Consider the following 21,981-nt stretch of genomic DNA (forward strand, 5'->3'; position numbering starts at 1 on the left):
AGGTAGCGGCCGCGCCGCATCCGTTTCATTCGCATTCGAGGTTTTTATGGCAATTATCGGTATCGATCTCGGCACGTCCAATTCGCTGGTGGCCGTCTGGTCGGAAGATGGTGCGACGCTCGTCCTCAACGCGCTCGGTGAGACTCTGACGCCATCGGCGGTCAGCATTGCCGACGACGGCGTATTGCTGGTCGGCAGGGCGGCGGCCGATCGGTTGATCACACATCCGCAACGCTCGGTCGCCTCGTTCAAGCGCTGGATGGGAAGCGCCAACACGGTGCAGTTGGCCGGCAAGACCTGGCGCGCCGAGGAATTGTCGGCGTTGGTGCTGAAGTCGCTCAAGAACGATGTCGAGGCGAGGATCGGCGAAGAAATCGTCGAGGCCGTCATTTCGGTTCCGGCCTACTTCAACGATCCGCAACGCAAGGCGACGCTCGACGCGGCGCGGCTGGCCGGCCTGAAGGTTGAGCGGCTGGTCAACGAACCTACTGCCGCGGCGCTGGCGCATGGGCTGGAGGCGGCCGGGGACGGCTGTTTTCTGATTCTTGATCTCGGTGGCGGAACATTCGACGTGTCGCTTCTGCACAAATACGAAAACGTGATGGAAATCAGGGCTTCTGCCGGCGATTCCCTGCTCGGCGGCAACGATTTCCGCGACGTGATCGTTGAACTCCTGATCAAGCGGCATGAACTGAACGAGGCCAAGCTGGATCCCCGTGACCGGGCGCGGCTGCTGCGTGAGGCGGAAACGCTCAAATCTGCCCTCACCGACAGGGTGGAGGCAGATTATGATTTCACGCTCGGCAAGACGCAATGCGCGGGAGAGCTGAACCGGACCACCTTTGAGGAGGCGGCTGCGACCCTTCTCAGGCGGATGCGCGTCCCGATTGAAAGTGCTGTTCGAGATGCCCGTGTCAACATTGCCAAGATCGACCAGATCGTTCTCGTCGGCGGCGCGACCAGGATGCCGCTCGTGCGCAATCTCGTCACCAGGCTGTTCGGCCGCTTTCCGCTGGTCCACGCGCGGCCCGACCATGCCATTGCGATCGGTGCGGCGGTGCAGGCCGGTCTCAAGCATCGCCGTGGCGCGCTCGACGAAATCATCATGACCGATGTTTGTCCCTTTACCCTGGGAACCTCGGTTCTCGATCCGAGAGCTCCCGACGGTGTTGTCCTGTCGCCGATCATCGAACGCAATGCCGTGGTCCCAATCAGCCGAGAAAACATCTATTGGACCGCATCGAACATGCAGACGCATGTGAGCATCGAGGTGCTGCAAGGCGAGCACATGCGTCCGTCGCAGAATGTGCGGATCGGAACCGTCGAAGTATCGGTCCCACCGGGCCCTGCCGGCAGGGAGTCCGTGGCGGTGCGTTTCACTTACGACATTAACGGCGCGCTGGAGGTCGAGGTAAAGGTCAATTCGACGGGACACGTCGAACGGAAGGTCTTCCGCAACCAGTCCAATCTCAATGACCAGGAGCTCGACAAGAGCTTCGCGGCGCTTGCGTCGATCAAGCTGGCGCCGCGAGATCAGCAGGAAAACCGTTCGCTGATCGCTCGCGCGGAAAGACTCTACGCCGAATCGCTGGGATCGGTCCGAGAGCATATCGCGCAGCTTCTGCTGCAATTTGAGACGGCGCTGAAGGACCAGGCGAACCATGACCTCGACAGCGTGCGCCGCGCATTCGCAGAAACATTGAATCAGTTCGAACGTAGAATTCTTTGATCCTATGACTGAAACTTGCTGGACGCTCCTGCAGATCGCACCGACTGAGGATGAGAACGACATTCGGCGCGCCTATGCCCGGCGGCTGCGCGATTTTCGCCCCGACGAAGATCCGGAGGGATTCCAGCGGTTGGTCGGCGCCAAAGATGCGGCGCTGAACTGGGCGAGCGCGCAGCCTGCCGCGTTGCCGGCTTTGACTGTCGAAGCTCGGGAGGATTCGGAGAGGAATGCCGACCTTGCGCTGCTGACGAGGACTGATGCTGCCGAGGATGAGAAAACGATCCCCGTCGCTAGCGATCAGGTGGATCCGGGGGAGGAGCCCGCGAGATCTGCCGAAATTGCCGTTGGTGATGTCGGCGACAGGCGGAACGTTTCGGTTTTCGAGCGTCTGCGTGCGATCGTGGCGCCGGACAAGGACCGACCCTGGAGCGCTGGCCCGGCAGCCAAGAAGACGCAATCGTGGACCGAACTTTTCGATATGGCCGCGGGACTCAGTCTGCAGCGTCATGACCAGTTGCTGAAGGAAATCGGCCGCAATTTCCCGCCGATCCTTCCTGGTGCCGGCCTTCAGGGACTGGAGACGATCGAAGAATTCACGCGGGGGCATGGTTTTGCCGCCGTCGTTGAAACGATCGAACAGCAGTGCCGGTTTGCCGAGCGACCGGCGTCGCTCGCTCATCTCTGCGGCCAGGATGCCGCAATGGTTTATTTCTCCTGGCTGGCGCATGCTCAATCCGCCCGCGGCATTCTGCAGCGGCGCGAGGCGGGGCGGGCGGCCTATAGCGACGCGCAGACCGGCTTGCCGATCTTTCCGCCGGAGGATCGTATTTTTGCGCTGCAGACAGTCGAACTCGTTAAATTTCATAAGGAAGCTGTCGAATGTCGCCGCTGGCCGTTCCGCTTTGACTGGAAAACCTTGATCGCGCCGACGACGCGATTGGCGGCCGCCGGCCTGACCTGGGAGAGCGCAGTTTTCCTGGCGATGCTCGGCCTGATCGCCGCGGGCGGTTCTTCGACGTCGAACGATATCGCACAGATGATCGCCCTGGTGAGTATTCCGCTTCTGCTGATTGCGCGCATCTTCATGGCGTTTTTCGTCCACCGCCTTGGGATCAGCGCATCACTGCGGCGGGTGATGCGCGCCGACCGTCGCGGACTCTGGTCCAGCACGCCCAGACACGAGGCCTTGCGGAACAAATGGCACGATTATGTGCGGGGCATATTTGTCGTCGAGCTCATCCTTTCCCTGGCGGCGCTCGTTCTGGCGCCGATCGTGATCTCGACTTTCCTGCAGCTGAAGGACGATCTGGACAGGCCGGCCGAGGCCGTCGTTTCGGAGCTCGTCATTTCGGCGCTCGATGCTACCGCAGATGATGACGGGGTGCCTGACAGCGCACTCTTCGACCTGATCGACTTCGTCAATTCGGCGGAACTGCTGAACTTCCACGACCGCGGCAAGAGCACGCCTATCGTGGTGCGCGATCTCGAAAATCGCGAATGGCTGGCCGAGTTGCACCGCCGCGCGGACCGATTGCGAGGAAAGAGCTGGTTCTCGGGCTCCGATCGAGAGCTGGTTGGACCGACTCTTGCGACAGCCGGAGCCGAACGCGAACGCAAGCTGCGCGTCCTTGCCGATGCCTATCGCTTGGCAACGCCGGAGCGGCGCATGGAAATTCAGCGGGCGCTTGCAAGCTGGCAGCCGACGCTCACTGCCGCGAAAGGTCCGGAAGCCATTGCTGCAGTCTGGGCCGCGATTCCGCCGCGCAGCGACGGGCCAAATCTGGATGCCTTCCCGGAGGAAATGCGCAGACTGCTGCTCGACAGATTTCTCGGGGGTGCGATCGGGGTTGCCGACATCGACGACGTCCAGCTCGTCAGCCGACTCCATCACTTGCTGACGGTTCCTGCGGATGCACTTGCCGAGATCGGTCCGATCGGGTCGCCCGATGCAAATTTCCTGATCTCGATAAGCGGAGCTGGGGGCGTCGCCGGTAACGATGCCGAGCTTGGCGCCGCACGGTATCTCAAGGAGCATCCCGATCGCCTGACGGGAGCCGACGCTCGCCTGCCGGGGCTGTCCCGCATCAATTCAAAGACGGCGCGCTCGAGTTTCCTCGATATCGCCCGGATTTGCCTTGCCTCGAGCAGCGATACAGATCGTCTGCGTATGCGCGGGGTGATCGCTCAATCGCTGGAGAATTTCTCTGGTGCCGGCATTTCGACGAGCACGGGTCTCTGGCAGACGTTGGGGCGGCTTACGCTTGCGGAACCGGATTGCTACCGCCAGGCTTTCGCAACCGGGAGGGTGTCCGGCAATGACGTGGGGATGGGCCAATTAGATAGCGGGTTCGATGCGCTCGAAGAGGAAGTGGAGCGGTTCAGCAAGACGCAGGAGGGCATCAGCGATCCGGCTATCCTGGCAGAGGTCGTGCAGTTCATCCCGCGGGATGGCATCTATAGTTTCACCCGTAACAATCTGATCTCGGAGATTCACTTTATTCTCGGCAAGTGGTTTGTCCGTGAGGAGGACTATCACAAGGCAGTTCTGGAATTCGACCGAGCGCTTGAGGCAAGGGAATGCAATGAGTTTTATGTTCATCGAGTGATCGCACTCCGTGCGATGGGAGATGACAGGCGGGCTAAGGCAGATATTCGGCAGGCATTCCAAAAAAACGGATGGTGTATGATTGACGGTGGATATTCCCAGACCGTGCTGTCGGCGCTTCAGGCGCCGGAAAGAAGCGGCCAGTAATCCCGGTTGCGAAACGGTCGGCTTGAAGCGGCTCGATGCCTGTCGCAGCGCTGGCGCGCGACTGATGCGAAATTCTTCTATGTATAGCTGTAGAGCTATGTAAATTCTCCGTTGATCGCTATGCGTCGCGAGCCTCTGGTGCCCTTGAACGCAGCCTTGTCAGAACCTCGCCCCAGCTTGCGGCTTGACTCACGTATGCCTCTCCAGCTATACGTCAATTCATAGCTCTTGAGATATGGATCATCAATGCCAAACGCCCATGACGTGCTCTTCCGGACGCTTGCCGATCCGACGCGGCGGGCTCTGTTCGAGCGGCTGTGCCGGGAAGGGGAGAAGACGGTCGGGGCTCTGACGGAGCGGGCCGGCGTGTCGCAGCCGGTTGTTTCGAAGCATCTTGGGATCCTGAAGCAGGCCGGATTGGTGCGCGACCGCCACGAAGGACGGCAGACGCATTACAGTGCGCAACTTGGCGCGCTGGCCCCGCTGGTCGACTGGACGAGCGAGATGGCCGGCTTCTGGCAAAGCCGCTTTAACGCTCTCGAAGATTTGCTGAAAAGGATGGATCAATGACCGACACATCGACCGAAACGCGCTCCGTCGTCATCGAGCGGGAAATGCCCTATGCCTCGGAAAAGATCTGGCGGGCGCTCACCCAGCCGCACTTGCTCCAGGAGTGGCTGATGAAGAGCGACTTCAAGCCCGCCATCGATCATCGTTTCAGTTTCAGCGCGGATTGGGGCTCTGTCGACTGCAAGGTCCTGGAAATCGAGCCGAACAAGACCCTGTCCTATAGCTGGGAAGCCTATGGGCTGGAAAGCGTGGTCACCTGGACTCTCACTCCAACCGGCACCGGCACGCATTTGCGGATGGAGCAGTCTGGTTTCCGGCCGGATCAGCGGCAGGCTTACGGGGGCGCCAGGAGCGGGTGGACGCAGTTCTTTGCAAATCTGGAGCAGGTTCTGGCGCGGTCGGAGTGAGATCGTCGAAGGGCGGATCGTCCGTCGCCGAAGCTCATTTTCCCGGGATAGGAGGTCCCTTTGAACGGGAACAACCGGTTTCGGCAAATTCATCGCTGGCTGTCCGTCGCCTTTACGGCGGCTGTCATCGTCAATATCATCGCCGTGCTGCAGGAGAAATCGACCGTCTGGGGTGGCTTCTTGGCGCTGTTGCCGCTCTGCCTGTTGATGCTGACCGGTCTTTATCTGTTCCTGCTGCCCTATGCCGCGAGGTGGCGCGGGAGATGGGAGTGAATGCGATGGCCGAGAAGAAATCCAAGACGGCGGCCAAGGTGACAGCCGAGACGGCCGCCGAACCGGCCGCGACGCCGAAGCTGCTGTCGGGTGGCAACCCGCAGATCGCCAAAGGTCATGGCGACGCGCCCGTGCAAGCCTATATCGCGGCGATGCCGGGCTGGAAAAGTGAGATCGGTCGTCGCCTCGATGGGATAATCACCGCCACGGTGCCTGGCGTATCCAAGGCAGTCAAATGGAACTCTCCCTTCTATGGCATCGAAGGGCAGGGCTGGTTCCTCGGCGTCCATTGCTTCACGAAATACGTCAAGGTGGCCTTCTTCCGCGGCGCCCTGCTTGATCCTCCGCCGCCGGGCGCGTCCAAGCAGAAAGACGTGCGTTACCTCGACATCCGCGAGGATGACGACATCGATGAAGCCCAGCTCACCGCCTGGGTGGAGCAGGCCAGCCGATTGCCCGGAGAGCGGATGTGACCGCAGCGATGTCATCGATATCTGGGCCGATGAAGAGAGACAATCATGAAGAAAGCGACGGCAAGCATGAAGAAGAGCGGTTCCGGGCAGGGGGCTGAAGAAACCTCGCCCTCCCAAATGATCGATGCGAGGATCGAGGAGCTCAAGGATTGGCGCGGCGAGACGCTTGCGCGGGTCCGGGCGCTCGTCAGGCAGGCCGAGCCTGACGTTGTCGAGGAATGGAAGTGGCGAGGGGTTCCGGTCTGGGAGCGCGGCGGCATCATCTGCACCGGCGAGACCTATAAGAGCGTGGTGAAACTGACCTTTGCCAGGGGTGCTGCGCTGGAGGATCCTTCGGGCCTCTTCAACTCCAGCCTCGAAGGCAACACCCGGCGCGCCATCGATATCCACGAGAGCGACAAGATCGACGAGGAGGCGTTGAAGGCGCTCGTTCGCGCCGCCGCCGCGTTGAACATGTCAGCCAAGGCCTCTCGTTCTAAAAAGTGATGCAATATCTGAAACTTGCTAATGGATCGGGCTTGTCTCGCGCTCGAGAAAGATTTCGAGATTGTCGAGGCCGATTTCGGTGCCCTGAAGACGGGCGCCGTTGTCGGCATAGCCGTCAAGGAACACCGCTTGTTCGGTAAAGACCATCCTTGTGCCGCCGGGTTCGGCTTCGAAGGCGACGGTGGCGAGTGAGACCGAGATGCGGGCTTCGCCGAGCTTCATCTCATAAGCGTAGATGATCCGCGCATCGGGCACGATGTCGATGTAACGGGCGTCATAGGCGTGCAGGAGCCCGTCGGTATCGGCGACATAATTCCTCTCCAGTCCGCCGGGGCAGAAATCCAGGCCGTATTCCAGCGGCACCCAATCGCCGTGGCAGGCGAACCACTGGCGCTTGGATTCCGGCAGCGACCAGGCGCGGAAGACGCGGGCGACGGGCGCCTTCAGGTGGCGTTCGATGACGAGGGTGGCGTGTTCTGCGGATCGTGTCGTCATTCGGGGAGGGTCTCCGGCTCATCGGCGAGAAATTGGTCCAGCCTGTCGAAGGCGGTGGTCCAGCGGGTCTTTCGCTGTTCCACCCAGCGCTCGACGGTGGCAAACGCATCCTGCTGCAGGCGGTAGGTCCGCACCCTGCCGGATTTTTCGGAGAATACGAGGCCGCTGTCTTCCAACACCTGCAGGTGTTTCATCACCGTCGGCAGGGCGACGGCGAGCGGCGCCGCCAGCTCGGTGACGGAGGCCGGGCCGCGGCCGAGGCGGTCGATCATGCCACGGCGGCTGCGGTCGGAAAGCGCGTGGAACATGCGGTCGAGATCCGCCTGGCCGTCGATCATCCCGCGGCATCCCGGAAGCGGGCGGGCAGCCTCTCTTTATAAGGGTAGAACTTGAAATAGGGCCGGGCTTCTTCCAGCGTTCTTGCAAAGGATGGGCGCGCCAGCAGCCGATCGTAATAGGCGCGAAGGTTGGGCTGCTCCGATGAAAACGGGATCAGCGTCTCGGCGTAGAAGAGGGCCGGGGCCGCGGCGCAATCGGCCATGGTGAAATCGTCGCCGGATATCCATTGCTTGCCGGCCAGCTGTTTTTCGATCATCGCGTAGGCGGTGCCGAGTGTCGCCCGGGAGGCGGCCATCTCGATCTCATCCGCCTCGCCCTCGGGTCGGCGACGATTGCTGACCAGCGACTGCATCGGTGCCTGGACATAGTGGTCGAAGAAGCGGTCCCAGAGGCGGACCTGCAGCGCCCGGTCGATCTCCAGCGGCAGCAGGCGAACGGGGCCGGGATAATATTGCTCGAGATATTCGATGATGATCGAGGTCTCGGGGATAGTGCTGTCGCGGGCCTCGTCACGCAGCAGCGGCATCTTGCCGATCGGCCAGAAGCGGAAGAGATCGGCACGCGAGGTCTCGTCGGATAGATCGACGATCCGGTTCTCGAAGGGTGTGCCGTTTTCGTAAAGCGCAATCAACACTTTGTGGCAGAAGGAGGCGAGCGGATGCCCATAAAGCACAAGCGACATGGGGCGACCTTTCCAATTTGGAAAACTTTACCGATCGACTAAGTAACAGCTTGCCGCACACCGCGCAACAGATACTTCGCCGATCATGCAAGTATTCCGTCAGCCGGTATACTTGGCGATCACCAGATGGCCGGGCGTCGGCTGTCCATCTTCCATCCGCACGTTGATATCCGATATCTCGACAAGCTCGAAACCGGTGGCCGTCAGCCGCTCTCTCACATAGGCGTCGGCATGGGCGAAGCGCTGATGCGGGCCGACCATGTAAGCGCGTCCGGCGAGAGTTTCTTCGGGCAGGGTTTCGGAGGAGAAGATGAAGAGGCCGCCCGCCGTCAGATTCTCGGCGGCTCCGAAGAACAACGGTTCGAGCGCCCCGAGATAGGGCAGCACATCGGTTGCGGTGATGATGTCGAAGGCTTCCTCGTCATTGTCCTCGAGGAAATCCTCGACTTCGGCGACGAAGAGCGTCTCGTAGAGATCCTTCTCATGAGCCATCTCGACCATCTTTTCTGATATGTCGATGCCGGTCATATCTTCGCAGAGGTCGCGCAGGGCGCCGCCGGTCAGACCCGTGCCGCAGCCGAGGTCGAGCAACCGCTTGAATGGTCCGAGCTTCAGTTGCTGCAGGCGCTGGCGCACCAGCATCGGCACGTGATAGCCAAGCTGCTCGACGAGCACGTCCTCGAAGACCTCGGCATGCTGGTCGAACAGGGTCTCGATATAGGCGTCGGGCGCCTTGGCCGGCGTTTCACCGCGGCCCATCGCGGCGATGCGCACGGCGGCTCCTCCGTGGTCGTCCGGATCGATCGCCAGTACTTCCTCATAGGCCGCCACGGCCGCGTCGACATCACCGGCCTTTTCCAGCGCCAGTGCGCGATTATAGGCCTCGGCAAGGGCTTCTTCGTCGATCTTCTTTGCCATCGCGGTCACCATCCTTCTGTTTCAGGCACGGCTCTAAGGCGGCTTTCGATGTTTTGCAATGGCGTGGCTGCAGGCGCAGAATGGTCGGGCGCCCTGTGAGAGGCAGCCGAATGGGAGACGAAGGGAGGAAAATCATGGAGACGGAGCAGGACAGAATATCATCGATAAGGGAAAGAGAGGATGTGCGGATGTCGCTGCTGCCGGGTACACCAGGCGAGACCACCAATACGCTCATCCATTATTACCGTGGCGAGCTCGGGCGGATGACGAGCTGGCGCGATCGCATCGACCGGACCTCCAACTGGGCGATCACCGTGGTGGCGGCGCTGCTCTCGGTATCCCTGTCGACCCCGACCTCGCATCACGGCGTGCTGCTGTTCGGGATGATGCTGATCACGTTGCTTCTGATGATCGAGGCGCGGCGCTACCGCTTTTTCGACATTTACCGCGCCCGCATCCGCCAGATCGAGCGCTTCTATTTCGCGCAGATTCTGGCGCCCGATCCCAATAGCGGCAGCGAATGGGCCGCGGTGATCGCCGGCAGCCTCCGCCATCCGCGCTTCCTGCTGAGTTATGGCGAGGCCATGCATCGCCGTCTCAAGCGCAATTACGGCTGGATGTACTTCATCCTGCTCCTTGCCTGGTGCCTGAAGATCTCGACGCCGAAACTGCAGACGGAGGGCGCGCCGGCGCTGCAGGCGCATTCATGGGCCTATGTCATCGACAATGCGGTGCTCGGGCCGATGCCCGGCCTTGCGGTCATTGCTACGGTCGTCGCCTTCTATGCCGGCATCGTCTGTTTCGCGCTGCGTCCAGATCGCGACGAGGGCGAGTTCGGCCATGGCGAGGCGCATGTCTGATCAGTGCAGGATGAACTCACCCTTCAGCGCCCGCCACTCGGTTGCCGAGATCAGCTTGCGGTGGACGTAGCGCACCGAATGCAACGGTCCGTCGAGCTTCTCCTGCCAGAATTTCAGGAAGCCGCGCATCTCGGGAAAATCCGGGGCGAGGTCGTAATCCTGCCAGACGTAGGTCTGCAGGATCGTCGGATGGTCCGGCAGGCGATAGAGGATCTGGGCAGTCGTCAGGCCGTAACCTTGCAATTGTCTTTCCATGTCCGTGTGCATTTTATTCCGCTTCTTCTTGTTCCCACTCGCGCGCTTATTAGCGCTACGTGATATGGAAACATGCGAGTGGTTAACGGAAATTTTACAGATACTTCAGGAAAGGACAATTTATTTTTAATATCAATGGCTTGGCAGCACGGCTCCGCGAGTGCTGCCAGTGCGTCAACGCTTGAGGTGGCGGGTCAGCCGACGCTCGATCCACGCCCAGAGATGGCGCAGCGCCTCGACGATGGCGAGATAGAAGATCGCCGCCCAGAGATAGGTCTGGTAGTCGAAGGTGCGGGAGAAGGCGTAGCGGGTTTCGCCCATCAGATCGAGCACGGTGATGATGGCGACGACCGCCGAGCCCTTGATCAGAAGAATGATCTCGTTGCCATAAGGACGCAGCGCGACGATAAAGGCCTGGGGCAGGATGACCTTGCGGAAAGCAATGGCCTTGTGAATGCCGAGTGCGGCGGCCGCCTCGCGCTGGCCGTGCGGCACGCTCTCGATTGCGCCGCGCAGGATTTCCGCCTGATAGGCTGCCGTATTGATGGTCATGGCGAAGAGGCCACAATACCAGGCTTCGCGGAAGAACCACCAGATGCCGATGGCTTCCAGCTGCGGACGAAAAACGCCGAGGCCGTAATAGACCAGGAAGAGCTGGGCAAGCAGCGGCGTGCCGCGGAAAAAATAAATATAGCCATAGGCAAACCAATTCAGCGCCCGGTTCTTCGACAGCCGCGCCATGGCAAGCGGCAGCGACAGGATGGCGCCGCAGACGACGGAGATGGCGACAAGGCTGAGCGTCACCCAGAGACCGTGCAGATAACGCGGCCCGTAGCGGGTGAATTTGTCCGGATCCCAGCCATTGACGACTGTAAAGATCAGCAGCGCTGCGAACAGCGCCCAGAAGGCAACGAGGATATAGCCGCTGAGGCGGGCCACCGTCATCGGCTTTGCCACTTCTCGGGGGGCGGGCTGCGGCGGGATCAAGGCTTCGGCATAGCTCATCGGCGGACCTCGGAACGTTTGGCCCAGCGGTCGATGCGGACGAGCAGGAACGAAGAGAGGATGGCGAGCACCAGATAGAGACAGCAGGCGATGCCGTAGAAGAAGAAGGGTTCCTTGGTCACCCGCACGGCGACGCTCGTCTGGCGCAGGATGTCGGCAAGGCTGATAATCGAGACATAGGACGTGTCCTTCAGCAGCACCATCCAGAGGTTGGTCAGGCCGGGGAGTGCGATTCGCACGAGCTGCGGCAGGATGATGAGCCGCAGCGTGCGGCCGCGATGCAGGCCGAGCGAGTCTCCCGCCTCATACTGGCCCTTGGGTATGGCGCGGAAAGCCGAGAGCAGCACTTCCGAACAGTAGGCGGAGAAGACGACCGACAGCGCGATCACGCCGGCGAAAAAAGCGTTGATCTCGATCGGCGGTCCGACATAGCCGGCAAGCTCCAGGAGGGACTGGATCAGCATCTGCATGCCGTAATAGATGATGAAGAGCGTCAAAAGCTCCGGCAGGCCGCGGAAGATTGTCGTGTAGATGCCGGCAGCCACCCGCAGCGGCTTTTCTTCCGACTGCTGGCCCAGCGCCACGAGGAAACCAATGACGAGGCCGATCGGCAGGGTGACGATCGCCACCGAAACGGTGACCTGCAAGCCGAGGGCGATTTCGTCGCCCCAGCCAGTATCGCCGCAGGCAAGAATCGTCGACTGACCAAACCAGGTGAAGATGCCGACGGGTCCGCACAGCGGATCGAATATGTGCACAAGTGAGCTCCAGACGGAGCCTAGCGCGGAAAACAATCCGCCCATGCCGGAATTCCCCTCACGGCTTTTGCCGTTTTGATCTTGCTACCGTTGTCAAACAAAAATGGCGGAAGAGCAAGCCTTCCGCCATTCGCTTTATCGGCCAGATACCGAATTTCTCAGTCGCCGTAAACGTCGAAGTCGAAGTACTTGTCCTGGATCTTCTTGTATTCGCCGCTGGCGCGAATTGCCGCGATCGCGGTGTTGAGCTTTTCCTTCAGCGGATCGCCCTTGCGGATGGCGATGCCGGCGCCTTCGCCGTTGATTTCCTTGTCGACCGGCAGCGTGGTCAGGATCTTGCAGCAGGCACCTGCGTCGGACTTGACCCATTCGGAGAGCACGACGACGTCGTCGATGACGGCATCGACACGGCCGCTGGAAACGTCGAGCTTGTATTCGTCAGCGGTCGGATAGAGCTTCAGCTCGGTGTCGGCGAGATGCTTCTCGGCGTAGTTGGCGTGCGTCGTCGAGGTCTGCGCGCCGATCACCTTGCCCTTTAGCCCAGCAACGTCGGCGATCTTGGAGTCCTTCGGCACGGCGATGGCCGGCGGGGTGTTGTAGTACTTGTTGGAGAAGTCGACGAGCTTCAGGCGTTCCGGCGTAATCGACATGGAAGAGACGATCATGTCGAATTTCTTGGCGTTGAGCGCCGGAATGATGCCGTCCCAATCGGTGCTGACGAAGCTGCATTCAGCCTTCATCTCGGCACAGAGCGCCTTGGCGATATCGATGTCGAAGCCCTGGATCGTGCCGCTGGCATCGACGAATTCGAAGGGCGGATAGGTCGAATCGGTGCCGATCACGTATTTTTCGCCATCGGCCATGGCCGAGCCGGCAAAGAGCGACATTGCCGCGATCGAGGCTGCCGCGAAGATACGGGTGGAGTTAAACATGAGGATCCTCTCTGTTGGTGGCCGCTGTCTGTTTTTCTCTTGGACTCGCGACCGCAATTCAACGGTGTCGACACCGCCTTGCGGCGATAATCAGACTTTTTTTCATGGAATTGCAACACAAATTCCCGCGCAATTGTGCGGTGCAAATAACAGGCGAGATGAACGAAAGCAGACTGCCACATTCACGGGAGGTTAATCCAGCGCTTCCTAGAACCGGAACAAATCGGCGGCTTGGCGCTTTGCCAATTCGCCGTTTCGCCTCATTGCGAAGCTAGGGGCGAACCAAGGCCTGTCGGCCTTCAGGAAGCTCAAACAGGATCGAGGAAACCCGATGGGCAAGAAATCTAGATTGTTTGCGAGTGCAGCTTTCCCGCTGCTTTCCCTATCGCTGGCTCTCCAGCCCGCCACGACGATGGCTGCCGTCCGCGACGTCACGACGCCAACCGCGACCGTGCAGCAGGCGGAACAGGGCAGTTTCGAAGTGGCGCAGGACGCGCCTTCCGAAGAAGAGCTCTTGAAGAAGAAGCGCAAACAGAAGGAGGAAGCCCCGGCCGAGCAGGCGCCGGCCGCGGAACAGCCGAAGGAGGCGCCCGCCGAGAAACCGAAGGCCGAGCGCAAGGAAGCGCCGGAACCCAAGGCAGAGCCGGAGCCGCCGAAGGCCGAAGCCGCGCCGAAGGCAGAGCCGGCACCGCAGGCCGAAAGCAAACCCGAGCGCAAAGCCAAGAAGGACACCCAGCCAGAGGCCAAGCCGGAAGCCGAGCCCCAACAGGAGCAGCAGCCGGTAACGCAGGAGAAGCCGAGGAAGCCGAAGAAACAGGCCGAGCCGGAGGTCCAGCCGGAGCCCGAACAGCAGCCGGCCGCCAAGGAAGCCCAGCCGGAGACGGAACAGGCGCAGCCCGAGGCGAAGCCCGAAGGCGGCAAGCGGGAAAAAGGCCGGGATAAGGCTAAGGCGAAGAGCGAAACTGCCGCTCCCGAAGCGGTGACGCCCGCCGAGGAACAGGCCACGCCGGAAGCCAAGCCGGAGGTAAAACCCACGGCCGAAGCGCCTGCCGCGAAGAAGCCGAAGAAGGGCGAGGCTGCCGCACCCGCGGAGAAGGCAACCGAAGACAAGGCGGCAGCCCCGGAAGCTGCGCCCGCCGAAAAGCCCGCCGACGGCACGGCCGCAAAGCCTGCCGCCGAGCAGCCTGCCGCTGAGCAGCCTGCCGGCGAAAAGCCGGCTGCGCCCAGCACCGACACTGCCCAGCCTGCGCCGGATGCCAGCGGCGGTCAGCAGGTCGAGCAGGCGATTCCGGCACCGGAAAAGGTTTCTCCGGAGGAACTGGAGCGCCGCAAGAAGGTTGCCGCGGATCCGGCCAAGAGCAACGAGACCGTCGTGCTGCCGGTCGAGAATGGCGCCGCCGTGCTCGACAGCGACAAGGATGCCGACCGCAGCAAGGGCCGTGAAAGCCGCCGTGATCGCGACAAGCTGCGGGCCGAGAGCCAGGAGGTGAAGGTGCCGACCTCGGATGCCGATGCGCAGGCCGCTGCAGCTGCTGCTGCGCCGGCGATAAAGCTCGAGGCAGTTACCAGCGAGAAGGGCACGAGGCTCGACACGCGGCCGCAATTTGCCCGTCCCGAGGGAGCGCGCATCGACGACCAAACCGACGATAATCGGGTGATTATCCAGTACAATAATCAGATCATCGTGCGCAGCGACGACGACAGACGGTTCCTGCGCGACGGTGAACGACCGATCTATGAAGAGCTCCCGGACAATCGCTATCGCGAGACCATCACGCGCCCGGAAGGCTATCGTATCGTCACCATTCGCAACCGCTACGGCGACATCATCCAGCGGTCGCGCGTCGATGCCCGCGGGCGCGAATACGTGCTCTACTACTCACCTGATCTCTACGAGGATCCTGATCGCGGCTATTTCGACGACCCGGGCGCTGATCTGCCGCCAATGCGGCTGCGTGTCCCGCTCAACGACTATATCATCGACACCAGCAGCGATCCTGACCGGGACTATTACGAATTCCTCAGCGAGCCGCCGGTCGAGCAGGTGGAGCGGGTCTATTCGCTTGACGAGGTGAAGTACTCCGCTCGTATTCGCGACAAGGTGCGCCGCATCGATCTCGATACGATCACCTTCGCGACCGGCAGCGCCGAGATCCCGATGACCCAGGCACGCACGCTGCGCAAGGTCGCCGACGCAATCAACCAGGTGCTCGAAAAGGATCCGAGCGAGACCTTCCTGATTGAAGGCCATACGGATGCGGTCGGCTCCGACCAGAGCAACTTGATCCTTTCCGACCAGCGGGCGGAATCGGTCGCCAACGTGCTCACTGACGTCTACGGCATAGCGCCGGAAAACCTGGCGACGCAGGGCTATGGCGAGCGCTACTTGAAGGTCAATACATCAGACCCGGAACAGGAAAACCGCCGCGTCACCATCCGCCGCGTCACGCCGCTGGTTCGTCCGGTCGCCGCCAAGCAGTAAACGATGTTGCCCCTCTCCATTCATGGAGAGGGGCAACTGGACTGGCTGTCCCACACTCCATGGGGACAAAAGTTGGATAGGGACGGCATGCGGGCTTCGAGCATCTGCCGCCCCCATCCTGCCGGTTCTACTCGCCGGCTTTTCTGGCCGCCCTTTCGATGACGTCGGCAACTTTTTCCGGTTGGGATGCGAAGACGGCGTGGCTGGACTTGATCTCCGTCACTTCGCTGCCGGCGCGTTTGGCCATATCGCGCTCCAGTTCGGGGTTGATGGCACGATCCTCGGTTGCGACGATCGACCAGCTGGGCTTCGTGCGCCATGCCGGCTCTGCGATCTTGGCTGCGAAGGCCTGCTTTGAGGCGAAGACCTGCGACTTTGCCAGGAAATCGGTCTCGGCTTTCGGAAGGTCGGCGGCAAAATCTGCCGCGAAGGCGCCGGGGTCGAGATAGAGATATTTGCCGTCCTTGGTTTCCTTGATGTCCATGCTGCCGGCCGGCTTCGAGCTGGCGAGGCTGAGCAGGCTTTCGCCCTTGTCGGGCTGGAAGGCTGCGACATAGACGAGACCCGCGACATGGGGATCGTTGCCGGCTTCGGTGATCACCATGCCGCCGTAGCTGTGGCCGACGAGCAGCGTCGGTCCTTCCTGAAGGTCGAGAACCCGCTTCGTCGCGGCCACGTCGTCATCGAGCGAGGTGAGGGGCTCCTGGACTATGGTGACGTTGAAGCCGCGCTTTTCGAGGATTTCGGTCGCCTTGCGCCAGCCCGAGCCGTCTGCGAGGGCGCCGTGGACGATCACGATGTTCTTCACCGAGGCAGCCTCGGCAGCAAAAGCGATTCCGGCGGTGGCAAAGGCCAGGGCTGCGATGAAAGTCAGATGCTTGTTCATGGGTTTACTCCTTGTGGTCGATGTTGAAGGCCTTGAAATGGAACGGTGTCGGGTCAGCCGAAGGTGAAGGCGTAGGCCTGGACGCCGGGATCGAGGAAGCGGATCTCGAAGTTGCGGGCATCGACAGTGCCGGATTGCCGCACGAGCTGGTAAAGACGCGTGGCGGTGACCGCGCCGTTGCCGTCGGCATCGATGTCGGAGCCGTGGTCTGCACCCGGAGCCTTGCCGTCGATCTTCACCTGGAAGCGGACCGGTTTAGCGTCATCGCCGGGTCCGAGAACCAGATGCAGGTCACGGGCGCTGAAGCGATAGGTGATGCCGCCGCCTGCCTGATCGAGCGTTGCCTGATCCTTACCAACGGTCCAGGTTCCCGACAGGCCCCAGCCATTGAGGCCCGGCTTGCTGATCGAGTAGTTCTGCGGAGCATCTGCCTGCAGCCCCTCGGGTGAGCTGAAGTTCGTCGCCTGCTCGTAGCCGAGGTAAGTCTCGCCGGAGCGGACGTTGCCGAGATCGGGACCGGCTTCTACGCCTTTGGCATCGGGGGCCACCGGCGCGCTGGCGGTCATCTCACTTCCAGCCTCGCGCAGCAGGTCCTGAATGGCCTTCTCGGTGGTGCCGTAATTGCCTTCGCCGAAGTGGTGGTAGCGGATCTGGCCCTTGGCATCGATCAGGTAGGCGGCTGGCCAGTAGCTGTTCTCGAAGGCGCGCCAGATCTTGTAGTCATTGTCGACGGCAACGGGATAGCCGATCTTGAAGTCGCCGATCGCGCTTTTGACGTTGTCGATCTTCTTTTCGAAGGCGAATTCCGGGGCGTGGACGCCGATCACCACGAGACCTTGATCGGCATATTTTTCCGCCCAGGCCTTGGTGTAGGGGATCGTGCGAATGCAGTTGATGCAGGAATAGGTCCAGAAGTCGACGAGGACGACCTTGCCGCGCAGCTCTTCGGTGGTCAGGGGCTTGGAGTTCAGCCATTCGACTGCGCCGTCGAGCGAGGGCGCATAACCCTCGACGGGGAGATCGCTGCGGAAAGGCTTCTTCGCATCGGCCGCGACGATCGTCGCGTCGTTGCTCGCGACCTCGGAGGGTGCAGCGGCGAGCTCCTTTGCATGCAGCCGGTCGAGCACGGCCTGTTCCAGAGACGCGGTGCTGGCATAGGAGAGGCGGGACAGCAGGCTGGTGTCGAGGCCGAGGGCGATGATGGCGACACCTGCGAGCACGGCAGCGCCGAGCACCTGGCGAATGCGATCACCGAGACCGAGCGAGCGCTTCATGGCGGCAAAGATCTTTCCGCCGACCGACAAGGCGACGGCAAGGGAGGTCGCCGCGCCGGCTGCATAGGCAGCGAGCAGGAAGCTGGTCTCAAGGTTGGCGCCCTGCAAGGCAGCACCCGTCAGCACGAGGCCGAGGATCGGCCCGGCACAAGGCGCCCAGAGCAGGCCGGTGGCAACCCCGAGAATGAGGGCGCTCCGGACCGTCGGCGCCGTGCGTCCGCTGCCGCTGGCGTTCACGAGGTTATTTCCCAGATCGACGATCGGACGGGCAAGGGTGCTGGCAAAGCGCGGCGAAAGCAGGCTCACGCCGAAGAGGGCGAGCAGAACGATCGCGGCAAGGCGGCCATATTCATTGGCGCGGATGGCCCAGCTGCCGCCGACTGCGGCAAGGGTAGCGACGAGTGCGAAAGTGGCGGCCATGCCCGCCAGCATCGGCAGCGTGCTTTTGACGAAGGGCTGGCCGGCGCGGGCGAAAACGAAGGGGAGGATGGGGAGGATGCAGGGGCTGAGAATGGTCAGCACGCCTCCGAGATAGGCAATGATCAGAAGTGTCATCATCGTTTCCTTTGAAACCGATTGGTCGGGCTCTGGACGGCGATGGGCCTGAACCAGCAACGGCGCGATGTAGCCGCGCGGAGGTATCTCCGGTGTGTCTGGTTTGGCGGGAAAATGTACCGAACTATTGCGCTGGGGCGGAAGCGATACAAAAGAATACAAACTGCCTCATCCGCAGAGGCGGCGGCAAAATAGTCGAGGCGGACCTGCAATGCTCTGCGGAGGCAACGCAATTGTATCAGAGTGTATCTGGCGGGGCGGAGTCTACATTCGTATTCAAAAACCGCGGCTTGCGACATACGGGCGATACAAGCCGAACGTCTTTTGAGCACCGTGATCCATTCGAGAGGAGAGACCGATGTCCGAGCAAATCAACCACCACCGCCGCCGCTTCTTCGGCATGACAGCCATCGCCCTTGCGGCAGTCGAATTCGGCGTAGCCGGCGCGGCATCTGCCCAGCCGGCGCCGGCTTCGCCCGCGTCCTTGCCCGATGTGAACGCCGGAACCCATACGTCCTTCGAAGCGCTGAAGCAGATCAGGACCGACGTGCTGGAGATCGGCTATGCAGAGGCCGGCAAGGCGGATGGTCCTGTCGTCCTGCTGCTGCACGGCTGGCCTTATGACATCTATAGTTTCGTCGACGTCGCGCCGCTGCTTGCGTCGGCCGGCTACCGGGTGATCATTCCTTACCTGCGCGGCTACGGCACGACGCGTTTCCTCGATGACAAGACGCCGCGCAACGGCCAGCCTTCGGCGCTCGCCGCCGATATGATCGCCCTGCTCGATGCGCTCAAGATCGAGAAGGCGGTGATCGCCGGCTACGACTGGGGTGGGCGGACCGCCAACATCATGGCCGCACTCTGGCCGGAGCGCTGCAAGGCGATGGTATCGGTCAGCGGCTACCTGATCGGCAGCCAGGCAGCCAACGAGAAGCCGCTTCCGCCCAAGGCCGAGCTTGCCTGGTGGTACCAGTTCTACTTCGCCACCGAACGCGGCCGTCTGGGCTATGCCAGCAACACCCATGATTTCGCAAAGCTCATCTGGCAGACGGCCTCGCCGAAGTGGAATTTCGACGATGCGACCTTCGACAGATCCGCTGCCGCCTTCGACAATCCCGACCATGTCGACATCGTCATTCACAATTATCGCTGGCGTCTGGGGCTCGTCGAAGGCGAGGCGAAATACGACGCTTATGAGAACAAGCTTGCCGCCTTGCCGATGATTTCGGTGCCGACGATCACCATGGAGGGTGACGCGAACGGAGCGCCGCATCCCGAGCCCTCCGCCTATGCCGCCAAGTTCTCCGGCAGATACGAGCACCGCACGATCGGCGGCGGCATCGGCCACAACCTGCCGCAGGAAGCGCCACAGGCCTTTGCGCAAGCCGTGATCGACGTCGATCGCTTCTGAAGCACTTCGCGATCTTTCAGATTCGCTTCCCGCGCTTTAGGTCTTTATTTTCTCGCATGTCGTTATCGCAAAACCGCTGCACACTTTTGCACGACATGCTTTAGAGGCGGCATCAAGCCGCGGAGCCTCGTTGCTCCGACCGGTGGAATATGCGTAGGTCGCGTCTGACGCTTCGGCATCATGACCGAGGCGCTGGGCGCGGCCACAGCGTTGAGGAATAGGCAAATATGGATCATGTCGATCATATCCTGATCGTCGACGACGATCGTGAAATCCGCGAGCTGGTTTCGGGCTATCTGCAGAAGAATGGCCTCAGGACCAGCGTTGCCGCGGACGGGCGCCAGATGCGCAGTTTTCTGGACGCCAATGCCGTCGACCTGATCGTGCTCGACGTGATGATGCCCGGCGACGACGGGTTGGTGCTGTGCCGCGAACTGCGCGCCGGCCGGCACAAGGCAATCCCGGTCCTGATGCTGACGGCCCGCACCGACGAGATGGACAGGATCCTCGGGCTGGAGATGGGCGCCGACGACTATCTCGCCAAGCCGTTCGCAGCGCGCGAGCTTCTCGCCCGCATCAAGGCGGTGCTGCGGCGCACGCGCATGCTGCCGCCCAACCTGCAGATCAGCGAGGCGGGACAATTGCTGACCTTCGGCGATTGGCGGCTCGACACGGTTGCTCGCCACCTCCTGGACAAGGAAGGGACGGCGATTGCACTGAGCGGCGCCGAATACCGCCTGCTGCGTGTCTTCATCGACCATCCGCAGCGGGTCCTCAATCGCGATCAGCTTCTGAGCCTGACGCAGGGGCGCGACGCCGAGCTCTTCGATCGCTCGATCGATCTATTGGTCAGCCGCCTGCGGCAGCGGCTGGGAGACGATGCGCGCGAACCCACCTACATCAAGACGGTGCGCAGCGAAGGCTATGTCTTCTCGGTTCCGGTCGAAATTTCGGAGCCGCGGCAATGAGGAGTGCGGTCGCCATGCTGCCTGGCCTGATGTGGCCGAGAACGCTGCGATCGAGGATCTTTCTCATCCTGCTGGTCGGCCTGGCCTTCGCCTACGGGCTTTCCTTCAGCGTTCTCTACATGGAGCGCTACATGTCGGCCAAGGCGGTGATGCTCGGCACGCTCGAGAACGACGTTGCAACATCGATTGCCGTTCTCGACCGGCTCCCGGCGGCCGAGCGCGGCGACCTTGTGGACTGGCTGAGCCGCGGCAACTACCGATTCGAACTCGGGCCTGGCTTGGCGGGTGTGCCCGACGCCTCCAGCAAGGGCAGGGAGATCGCTGGAAAGATAGAGGCGGCCGTTGGGCACCGCTTCCCGATCCGTATCGAACGGATACCGGGCGAGGTGAACCGGCTGCAGGCGCATCTGACGCTGAGCGACGGCAGCCCGCTCACCATCGATGTGACGCCGAGGGGCGTCATGCCGATCGCGGAATGGCTGCCGTATGTCTTTGCCGTCCAGATGGCGCTGCTCATCCTGTGTACCTGGTTTGCGGTGCGCCTGGCGATCCGGCCGCTCGGAAGGCTGGCCGCTGCCGCAGATGCGCTCGATCCTGACAAGGACGGTCCCGCTTTGAGCGAGACGGGGCCGAGCGAAGTCGCGCATGCGGCGAGGGCGTTCAATGCTATGCGGGAGAGGATCGCCCATTATCTCGAAGAGCGCGTCCAGATACTCGCGGCGATTTCCCACGACCTGCAAACGCCGATCACCCGCATGCGGCTGCGCGCCGATATGGCGGAGGATTCGCCCGAAAGGGACAAGCTGGTGAATGATCTCGCCGAGATCCAGCGCCTCGTGCAGGACGGCATAGCCTATGCGCGCAGCGCCCATGGCAGCGGGGAGAAGAACGCCCGGATCGATCTCTCCTCGTTCATCGACAGCATAGCTTACGACTATCAGGACACCGGGAAAGCCGTCACGGTCGTCGGGCTGGTTGAGGGCGCCGCCTTCACCAAGCCGCATGCCCTTCGCCGCATCCTGTCGAACTTCATCGACAATGCCCTGAAATTTGCAGGCTCAGCCGAGATCAGCGTCGGGCATGACGCGGAACAGCATGTGGTCATATCGGTCATGGACCGCGGGCCCGGAATACCGGACGATATGCTGGAAGCAGCCATGCAGCCGTTCTTTCGACTGGAGCAATCCCGCAACCGCGAGACCGGCGGTACGGGCCTTGGCCTTGCGATCGCCCAGCAGCTGACGGCAAAGATCGGTGGTTCGCTGCGGCTATACAATCGCGCCGGTGGCGGGCTTGCGGCGGAAGTCACCCTGCGGTGACCGCAGGTTGCCGGAGGTTTTTTCGGCGGTTTTGTATGCAAGAATGTCCCTGACACCGGATGCTACGTTTTGTGACATTTCGACCGATTTCGGAAACATGCAGGATATATCGGCCGGTCAAAACTCACTTCGTCAACCCGGCCGCAGCAGCG

The 21,981-nt window shown here is 61.7% G+C and carries 22 protein-coding genes; 12 read left to right on the forward strand and 10 right to left on the reverse strand.

Annotation, left to right across the window (positions count from 1 at the left end; genetic code table 11):
• Positions 1-46: 46 nt before the first annotated feature.
• The 7 genes from CO655_RS19805 (at position 47) to CO655_RS19835 (ending at position 6,690) form a co-directional block, all read left to right on the forward strand.
• Positions 47-1,729: a molecular chaperone HscC gene (locus CO655_RS19805; RefSeq protein WP_097666076.1), complete on the forward strand. Its 1,683-nt coding sequence runs from the start codon at positions 47-49 to the stop codon at positions 1,727-1,729.
• A gap of 799 nt (positions 1,730-2,528) precedes the next feature.
• Positions 2,529-4,481 carry a hypothetical protein gene (locus CO655_RS19810; RefSeq protein ID WP_141514337.1) on the forward strand — a complete coding sequence of 651 codons (1,953 nt, stop codon included), beginning with the start codon at positions 2,529-2,531 and terminating at the stop codon, positions 4,479-4,481.
• Between the two features lie 246 nt (positions 4,482-4,727).
• On the forward strand, positions 4,728-5,051 hold the full coding sequence (locus CO655_RS19815; protein ID WP_097605253.1) for a metalloregulator ArsR/SmtB family transcription factor: 324 nt from the start codon (positions 4,728-4,730) through the stop codon (positions 5,049-5,051).
• A complete protein-coding gene (locus CO655_RS19820; RefSeq protein ID WP_097666080.1) occupies positions 5,048-5,458 on the forward strand; it encodes an SRPBCC domain-containing protein in 411 nt (136 codons plus the stop codon). The genes CO655_RS19815 and CO655_RS19820 overlap by 4 nt, the downstream gene beginning before the upstream one ends.
• A 60-nt stretch (positions 5,459-5,518) precedes the next feature.
• Positions 5,519-5,731 carry a hypothetical protein gene (locus CO655_RS19825; RefSeq protein ID WP_097666082.1) on the forward strand — a complete coding sequence of 71 codons (213 nt, stop codon included), beginning with the start codon at positions 5,519-5,521 and terminating at the stop codon, positions 5,729-5,731.
• 5 nt (positions 5,732-5,736) lie between these two features.
• Entirely contained in the window at positions 5,737-6,204 is a 468-nt protein-coding gene (locus tag CO655_RS19830) for a DUF1801 domain-containing protein (protein WP_097666121.1), read from the forward strand.
• A 45-nt stretch (positions 6,205-6,249) separates the two neighbouring features.
• Positions 6,250-6,690: a DUF1801 domain-containing protein gene (locus CO655_RS19835; protein WP_097666083.1), complete on the forward strand. Its 441-nt coding sequence runs from the start codon at positions 6,250-6,252 to the stop codon at positions 6,688-6,690.
• An 18-nt stretch (positions 6,691-6,708) separates the two neighbouring features.
• Here the strand turns inward: CO655_RS19835 and CO655_RS19840 are convergent, their stop codons facing one another.
• The 4 genes from CO655_RS19840 to CO655_RS19855 all read right to left on the reverse strand — a co-directional run bounded on the left by CO655_RS19840 (position 6,709) and on the right by CO655_RS19855 (position 9,124).
• Entirely contained in the window at positions 6,709-7,185 is a 477-nt protein-coding gene (locus CO655_RS19840; RefSeq protein ID WP_097666085.1) for an SRPBCC family protein, read from the reverse strand.
• Complete coding sequence (locus CO655_RS19845) at positions 7,182-7,523, reverse strand: metalloregulator ArsR/SmtB family transcription factor (RefSeq protein ID WP_097605248.1); 342 nt, start codon at positions 7,521-7,523, stop codon at positions 7,182-7,184. The genes CO655_RS19840 and CO655_RS19845 overlap by 4 nt, the downstream gene beginning before the upstream one ends.
• Positions 7,520-8,206: a glutathione S-transferase family protein gene (locus tag CO655_RS19850; RefSeq protein ID WP_097605247.1), complete on the reverse strand. Its 687-nt coding sequence runs from the start codon at positions 8,204-8,206 to the stop codon at positions 7,520-7,522. The genes CO655_RS19845 and CO655_RS19850 overlap by 4 nt, the downstream gene beginning before the upstream one ends.
• Positions 8,207-8,305: 99 nt before the next feature.
• On the reverse strand, positions 8,306-9,124 hold the full coding sequence (locus CO655_RS19855) for a methyltransferase domain-containing protein (RefSeq protein WP_097666123.1): 819 nt from the start codon (positions 9,122-9,124) through the stop codon (positions 8,306-8,308).
• Positions 9,125-9,258: 134 nt separating this feature from the next.
• Here CO655_RS19855 and CO655_RS19860 point away from each other — a divergent pair, with 134 nt between their 5' ends.
• Positions 9,259-9,984 (forward strand): DUF2270 domain-containing protein, encoded by a 726-nt coding sequence (locus tag CO655_RS19860; RefSeq protein WP_097666087.1) that lies wholly within the window; start codon positions 9,259-9,261, stop codon positions 9,982-9,984.
• Here CO655_RS19860 and CO655_RS19865 read toward each other — a convergent pair whose 3' ends face one another.
• From CO655_RS19865 to CO655_RS19880, 4 genes are all read right to left on the reverse strand, one after another.
• Entirely contained in the window at positions 9,985-10,251 is a 267-nt protein-coding gene (locus tag CO655_RS19865; protein ID WP_004678350.1) for an usg protein, read from the reverse strand. It abuts the gene before it with no gap.
• Between the two features lie 162 nt (positions 10,252-10,413).
• Positions 10,414-11,244 carry an ABC transporter permease gene (locus CO655_RS19870; protein ID WP_010031490.1) on the reverse strand — a complete coding sequence of 277 codons (831 nt, stop codon included), beginning with the start codon at positions 11,242-11,244 and terminating at the stop codon, positions 10,414-10,416.
• A complete protein-coding gene (locus CO655_RS19875) occupies positions 11,241-12,047 on the reverse strand; it encodes an ABC transporter permease (protein WP_097605245.1) in 807 nt (268 codons plus the stop codon). The genes CO655_RS19870 and CO655_RS19875 overlap by 4 nt, the downstream gene beginning before the upstream one ends.
• A gap of 113 nt (positions 12,048-12,160) precedes the next feature.
• The gene (locus tag CO655_RS19880) at positions 12,161-12,934 is read right to left on the reverse strand and encodes a transporter substrate-binding domain-containing protein (RefSeq protein WP_097605244.1); all 774 of its coding nucleotides are present in this window, start codon (positions 12,932-12,934) and stop codon (positions 12,161-12,163) included.
• 331 nt (positions 12,935-13,265) lie between these two features.
• Between CO655_RS19880 and CO655_RS19885 the strand changes: the two genes are divergently transcribed.
• Positions 13,266-15,416 (forward strand): OmpA family protein, encoded by a 2,151-nt coding sequence (locus CO655_RS19885; RefSeq protein ID WP_097666089.1) that lies wholly within the window; start codon positions 13,266-13,268, stop codon positions 15,414-15,416.
• 127 nt (positions 15,417-15,543) lie between these two features.
• Here CO655_RS19885 and CO655_RS19890 read toward each other — a convergent pair whose 3' ends face one another.
• Together CO655_RS19890 and CO655_RS19895 are read right to left on the reverse strand one after the other, a co-directional pair.
• Positions 15,544-16,302, reverse strand: coding sequence for an alpha/beta hydrolase (locus CO655_RS19890; RefSeq protein WP_097605242.1), 759 nt, complete (start codon positions 16,300-16,302; stop codon positions 15,544-15,546).
• 53 nt (positions 16,303-16,355) lie between these two features.
• A complete protein-coding gene (locus CO655_RS19895; protein ID WP_097666091.1) occupies positions 16,356-18,131 on the reverse strand; it encodes a cytochrome c biogenesis protein DipZ in 1,776 nt (591 codons plus the stop codon).
• Between the two features lie 358 nt (positions 18,132-18,489).
• On the opposite strand from CO655_RS19895, the gene CO655_RS19900 reads away from it, so the two are divergent.
• The 3 genes from CO655_RS19900 (at position 18,490) to CO655_RS19910 (ending at position 21,829) form a co-directional block, all read left to right on the forward strand.
• Positions 18,490-19,542 (forward strand): alpha/beta hydrolase, encoded by a 1,053-nt coding sequence (locus CO655_RS19900; RefSeq protein ID WP_097666093.1) that lies wholly within the window; start codon positions 18,490-18,492, stop codon positions 19,540-19,542.
• Positions 19,543-19,769: 227 nt separating this feature from the next.
• Positions 19,770-20,510, forward strand: coding sequence for a response regulator (locus CO655_RS19905; protein WP_039620139.1), 741 nt, complete (start codon positions 19,770-19,772; stop codon positions 20,508-20,510).
• Positions 20,507-21,829 (forward strand): ATP-binding protein, encoded by a 1,323-nt coding sequence (locus tag CO655_RS19910; RefSeq protein WP_097666095.1) that lies wholly within the window; start codon positions 20,507-20,509, stop codon positions 21,827-21,829. Before CO655_RS19905 ends, CO655_RS19910 begins: the two co-directional genes overlap by 4 nt.
• Positions 21,830-21,981 lie beyond the last annotated feature (152 nt).

Origin of the sequence: Rhizobium sp. M1, assembly GCF_002531805.1 — a bacterium.
Classification (GTDB): Bacteria; Pseudomonadota; Alphaproteobacteria; order Rhizobiales; family Rhizobiaceae; genus Rhizobium; species Rhizobium etli_C.

Bases quoted from the DNA above. Each gene is read 5' to 3' on its own strand.
- CO655_RS19805 (WP_097666076.1), top strand. From the start codon at position 47: ATGGCAATTATCGGTATCGATCTCGGCACGTCCAATTCGCTGGTGGCC.
- CO655_RS19815 (WP_097605253.1), top strand. From the start codon at position 4,728: ATGCCAAACGCCCATGACGTGCTCTTCCGGACGCTTGCCGATCCGACG.
- CO655_RS19820 (WP_097666080.1), top strand. From the start codon at position 5,048: ATGACCGACACATCGACCGAAACGCGCTCCGTCGTCATCGAGCGGGAA.
- CO655_RS19830 (WP_097666121.1), top strand. From the start codon at position 5,737: ATGGCCGAGAAGAAATCCAAGACGGCGGCCAAGGTGACAGCCGAGACG.
- CO655_RS19835 (WP_097666083.1), top strand. From the start codon at position 6,250: ATGAAGAAAGCGACGGCAAGCATGAAGAAGAGCGGTTCCGGGCAGGGG.
- CO655_RS19840 (WP_097666085.1), bottom strand. From the start codon at position 7,185: ATGACGACACGATCCGCAGAACACGCCACCCTCGTCATCGAACGCCAC.
- CO655_RS19845 (WP_097605248.1), bottom strand. From the start codon at position 7,523: ATGATCGACGGCCAGGCGGATCTCGACCGCATGTTCCACGCGCTTTCC.
- CO655_RS19850 (WP_097605247.1), bottom strand. From the start codon at position 8,206: ATGTCGCTTGTGCTTTATGGGCATCCGCTCGCCTCCTTCTGCCACAAA.
- CO655_RS19855 (WP_097666123.1), bottom strand. From the start codon at position 9,124: ATGGCAAAGAAGATCGACGAAGAAGCCCTTGCCGAGGCCTATAATCGC.
- CO655_RS19860 (WP_097666087.1), top strand. From the start codon at position 9,259: ATGGAGACGGAGCAGGACAGAATATCATCGATAAGGGAAAGAGAGGAT.
- CO655_RS19865 (WP_004678350.1), bottom strand. From the start codon at position 10,251: ATGCACACGGACATGGAAAGACAATTGCAAGGTTACGGCCTGACGACT.
- CO655_RS19870 (WP_010031490.1), bottom strand. From the start codon at position 11,244: ATGAGCTATGCCGAAGCCTTGATCCCGCCGCAGCCCGCCCCCCGAGAA.
- CO655_RS19875 (WP_097605245.1), bottom strand. From the start codon at position 12,047: ATGGGCGGATTGTTTTCCGCGCTAGGCTCCGTCTGGAGCTCACTTGTG.
- CO655_RS19880 (WP_097605244.1), bottom strand. From the start codon at position 12,934: ATGTTTAACTCCACCCGTATCTTCGCGGCAGCCTCGATCGCGGCAATG.
- CO655_RS19885 (WP_097666089.1), top strand. From the start codon at position 13,266: ATGGGCAAGAAATCTAGATTGTTTGCGAGTGCAGCTTTCCCGCTGCTT.
- CO655_RS19890 (WP_097605242.1), bottom strand. From the start codon at position 16,302: ATGAACAAGCATCTGACTTTCATCGCAGCCCTGGCCTTTGCCACCGCC.
- CO655_RS19895 (WP_097666091.1), bottom strand. From the start codon at position 18,131: ATGACACTTCTGATCATTGCCTATCTCGGAGGCGTGCTGACCATTCTC.
- CO655_RS19900 (WP_097666093.1), top strand. From the start codon at position 18,490: ATGTCCGAGCAAATCAACCACCACCGCCGCCGCTTCTTCGGCATGACA.
- CO655_RS19905 (WP_039620139.1), top strand. From the start codon at position 19,770: ATGGATCATGTCGATCATATCCTGATCGTCGACGACGATCGTGAAATC.
- CO655_RS19910 (WP_097666095.1), top strand. From the start codon at position 20,507: ATGAGGAGTGCGGTCGCCATGCTGCCTGGCCTGATGTGGCCGAGAACG.